This is a genomic window from Pantoea sp. VS1, from assembly GCF_002207995.1.
In the GTDB taxonomy this organism is placed as follows: domain Bacteria; phylum Pseudomonadota; class Gammaproteobacteria; order Enterobacterales; family Enterobacteriaceae; genus Pantoea; species Pantoea dispersa.
The window spans coordinates 1-3,155 of record NZ_NHZE01000075.1; the positions used below are offsets into that span (position 1 = coordinate 1).

Genomic DNA, 3,155 nt, shown 5'->3' on the forward strand with positions numbered 1-3,155 from the left:
GGCGGGTTCGTGTGAAAAATACGCGCTCAGATCGTCTGATGCAAGATAATTCGTTACAGACGCGCACGGTGCGCTGACGGGCAGGTGATGAACATCGTCAGGGATATAAAGAATTCAGGAAGATAGCGTTATTTAACAAGCCGCTCTTGAGATATATAATTCAATCACACCCCACGCAAGATTTTATCTTGCTGTTTTTGTGTTTTAATTCATTGCGTTATGAGGCCTTATTGATTATTTTCAAGGTGTATGTGCCTGTTTTGTCGTAGGAAACGACGACACAATGGTGTCGTAAGCTACGATAGTGTATCGTCGGTTCCTACTACCTGTTGTCGTAGGTTCCTGCGATACAGTATCGTAGGAATGTAGATGTGATTTTTAATCAGTGTATTGTATGTCGTACAGTGTCACACTCTACGACATGATGGTGTCGGTAACGACTACCTGTATAAATCAGAATTCCAGAGCAAAGTGCACACTCAGCGCTGGTATCGTCTGATAGTGCAGTTAAACCGGCCACAGCACGAAACGCTAAAGAAAATATGACGGTGGTTAATTAAGCCACTCAGGAGAAAAAATAATGGGCAGAATGGGCATTTACGTCAAAGATAAAATTGAGAAGGAAATCAGGGATATTTATCTTCTGGACATTCAGAACGGGGCCAGCCCGGCCGAAGTCAGCCTGTCATCAACGTGCAATGAATTATTACGGCTTGGTTTGATTATGCATAAAGCCAAAAACAAAGAGGACACCTTCAATCAGAAAGAATTTAACCGCGAACTCATCAGAAAAGTCAGCGGCAGCAAAGAAGGCATTATGATATTACTGACCATGATGACAGAACTGTATGTTAACGCAACAGGAGGAGGCGGAACCGAGCGCATAGACACGTTGCTGAGCCAGTACCTGGCCGAAATTGACACTTCTGAAAGTAATGCCGATAACCGGCATTTTGTCCGGCATGAAGAGAGCGGTCATGCTGACGCCTGACATCGTTATGCGTAACAGTCTTAAAATTTATTAATAAACGGTAAGAGGCAGGGATAAGTATTAAATAGTTTAAGTTTCTCCTCAGAATGGCTGCTGAACGTAGCGGGGGGAGAAAAAACAAATGTATCCTTATCCCCCTGCGCGCTCTCCGGGCATCCCGTTTTAATCCGGGTGGCAGTCTGCATCCGGTATGGCATACAGAGAGCGCCTGAAGAATGGGTGAAATTACCTGCCACGGAATAAGATTGTGTGTTTTAGATTCAGTCAGGATGTGAACTCCATTTGTTAATGATGCAGGAGATGGCATCATTCAGTTACCATCATTCAGGCGAAGATAAATGCCCGGCATAAGTTTATCATCAGTGAGAATTAAGCGGTTTCATAAATGCTCAGATGAATAATGGCGCTGAATTTCTTTTAACTGGTCTGAACCACTGGCCGGGTGCCGTCTGTTTTAATGAAGCGGCTGGCGACACCCTTCCGGTTGGTAAGAAGTGAAAATAATTAAGTGATTTTAAAATTAAAAATATTTCATTTAAGGCTGTTGTGGCTCGCCGGTTTTTCCGTTACGACCCGGCCTCTTTTCCCGCTATCGGATTCTCCGCCACCACGACTTTTTCCAGAATGAACTCGTCAAATAAAATAGCCAGTTCGCGCAGCCGTCTTACCTCCTCATTCTCCGGCAGCTGCTGCTCCGTTAAGTAATTGAGCGAATCCAGCAGGCGCACCTGTATTTCCATGTTCACGCTGCGGCGATTAAACCGCGCGCTTATTTCCATGTCCCGGCGCAGATTCTCCGGAAAGCTGCTGCTGAAGGCCTTGCTTTTTCCCGGAGTGAACGTTTTTTTATCTGTATTTTTGTCTTCATCATTCCTGCATTTTTCCCGGATAATATCCAGACGGGACTGAATAAACTCATCGAACATCCTGGCCAGCGCAACCAGTCGCTGTCCCTCGTCGGTTTTAATCACGTGACGCCGCGGAGAAAACTGCATCGACGTAATTAACCGGCTGATGATTTCGTCGTTGGTGGTATACCGACGGACGCGTGCCGCCACGCGTAATTCCATCAGCAGGTTCTCCGGTAACCACAGTTTCCTGTACTGCATTTCCCCGCGGGCATATTTCCGTGGCCGTCCGCGACCGTCACCCATTTTGTCTTTTACTTTCATGCGTTATCACCTCCTTACGAGGCTCATCCTGGACAGGCAGCAAGCGTACGCCACGCCCTTTCAGGATTAATCCTAAAAAGGAGCGTGAGAGACTTTAAAAGTGTGATGTGCGTCACAGATTTTTTTTTTTTGAGAAAATGTACACTTACGACGCGTTACATCCGTTTACGCAAGCTGACATTCCCTTAACTCAAATCAAGGACTGCTCACCATGAAATCCCATGCCTTAACCCCCCTGAATAAAGGGGAGGTGGCGGTAGCATTGCCTGAGGGGTCCCCCTCAGCGCGCGGCTCTGTTATCGGTCATTTTACCGCCCGCTTTATGCCTGCCCTCCGCGCGCTTAACGCCGCGCAGAAGTCCGGCCCTGCTTTTCGCTTCACCCTGCTGCTGTGGGCACTGATGCTGGTCGTCACCGCCTTCCCGCACCTGGCCCACGCCACCGACCTGCTGAAAACGCAGCAGCAGGACGCCAGCGACACCTTCGGGCTGCAGAGCTCGGTGATGCGCTGGATATACTTTGCGGAAATCATCATCTCGGTGGTGGGCTTCATTAAAACCCGCAACCCGCTGGTCTTCGTCGGCCTCGTCATCGTTCTGCTGGTGACCCGCGCGTTCTACGGCATGATTGGGTGAGCCATGGAGGACAGGCAGTCGCAGCGGTACCGGTTCCCGGAAACCCTTAACCAGCAGAAGCGCTGGATGGGCCTGCCGCCGGAAGAGTTCATTGTGCTTTTCGGCTGTGGGCTGCTGGGATTCTGGATCGACATGTTCGTCATCATGCTCCTCGCCGGGGGGGCGCTCTGGCTTCTCATCCGTCACCTCAAGAAGGGGCAGGGGTCCTGGTGGCTTCTTAACCTGCTCTACTGGTACCTGCCCACCACGCTCTTCCGCACGCAGCTCCGACGCGTACCGGATTCCGGTAACCGCCACTGGATGCAGTAGTTTCCCGGCCGCCCCGCGGGGCGGCATTTTTCTCCGCTTACGGGAGGAG

At 49.8% G+C, this 3,155-nt stretch carries 4 protein-coding genes; 3 read left to right on the forward strand and 1 reads right to left on the reverse strand.

Translation table 11 applies throughout. The features are described from left to right. Window positions 1-580 precede the first annotated feature (580 nt). Entirely contained in the window at window positions 581-991 is a 411-nt protein-coding gene (locus tag CBW22_RS23005) for a relaxosome protein TraM (protein WP_088517973.1), read from the forward strand. Between the two features lie 566 nt (window positions 992-1,557). On the opposite strand, the gene CBW22_RS23010 is transcribed toward CBW22_RS23005, so the two are convergent. After that, window positions 1,558-2,163, reverse strand: a complete 606-nt coding sequence (locus CBW22_RS23010; protein WP_088517974.1) for a hypothetical protein — start codon at window positions 2,161-2,163, stop codon at window positions 1,558-1,560. A 211-nt stretch (window positions 2,164-2,374) separates the two neighbouring features. Between CBW22_RS23010 and CBW22_RS23015 the strand changes: the two genes are divergently transcribed. Continuing rightward, complete coding sequence (locus CBW22_RS23015) at window positions 2,375-2,797, forward strand: type IV conjugative transfer system pilin TraA (protein WP_088517975.1); 423 nt, start codon at window positions 2,375-2,377, stop codon at window positions 2,795-2,797. A 3-nt stretch (window positions 2,798-2,800) separates the two neighbouring features. Continuing rightward, window positions 2,801-3,106: a type IV conjugative transfer system protein TraL gene (traL, locus tag CBW22_RS23020; RefSeq protein ID WP_059012497.1), complete on the forward strand. Its 306-nt coding sequence runs from the start codon at window positions 2,801-2,803 to the stop codon at window positions 3,104-3,106. Window positions 3,107-3,155: the final 49 nt, after the last annotated feature.

Coding starts and splice junctions, on each gene's coding strand:
- CBW22_RS23005 (WP_088517973.1), top strand. CDS start 581: ATGGGCAGAATGGGCATTTACGTCAAAGATAAAATTGAGAAGGAAATC.
- CBW22_RS23010 (WP_088517974.1), bottom strand. CDS start 2,163: ATGAAAGTAAAAGACAAAATGGGTGACGGTCGCGGACGGCCACGGAAA.
- CBW22_RS23015 (WP_088517975.1), top strand. CDS start 2,375: ATGAAATCCCATGCCTTAACCCCCCTGAATAAAGGGGAGGTGGCGGTA.
- traL (WP_059012497.1), top strand. CDS start 2,801: ATGGAGGACAGGCAGTCGCAGCGGTACCGGTTCCCGGAAACCCTTAAC.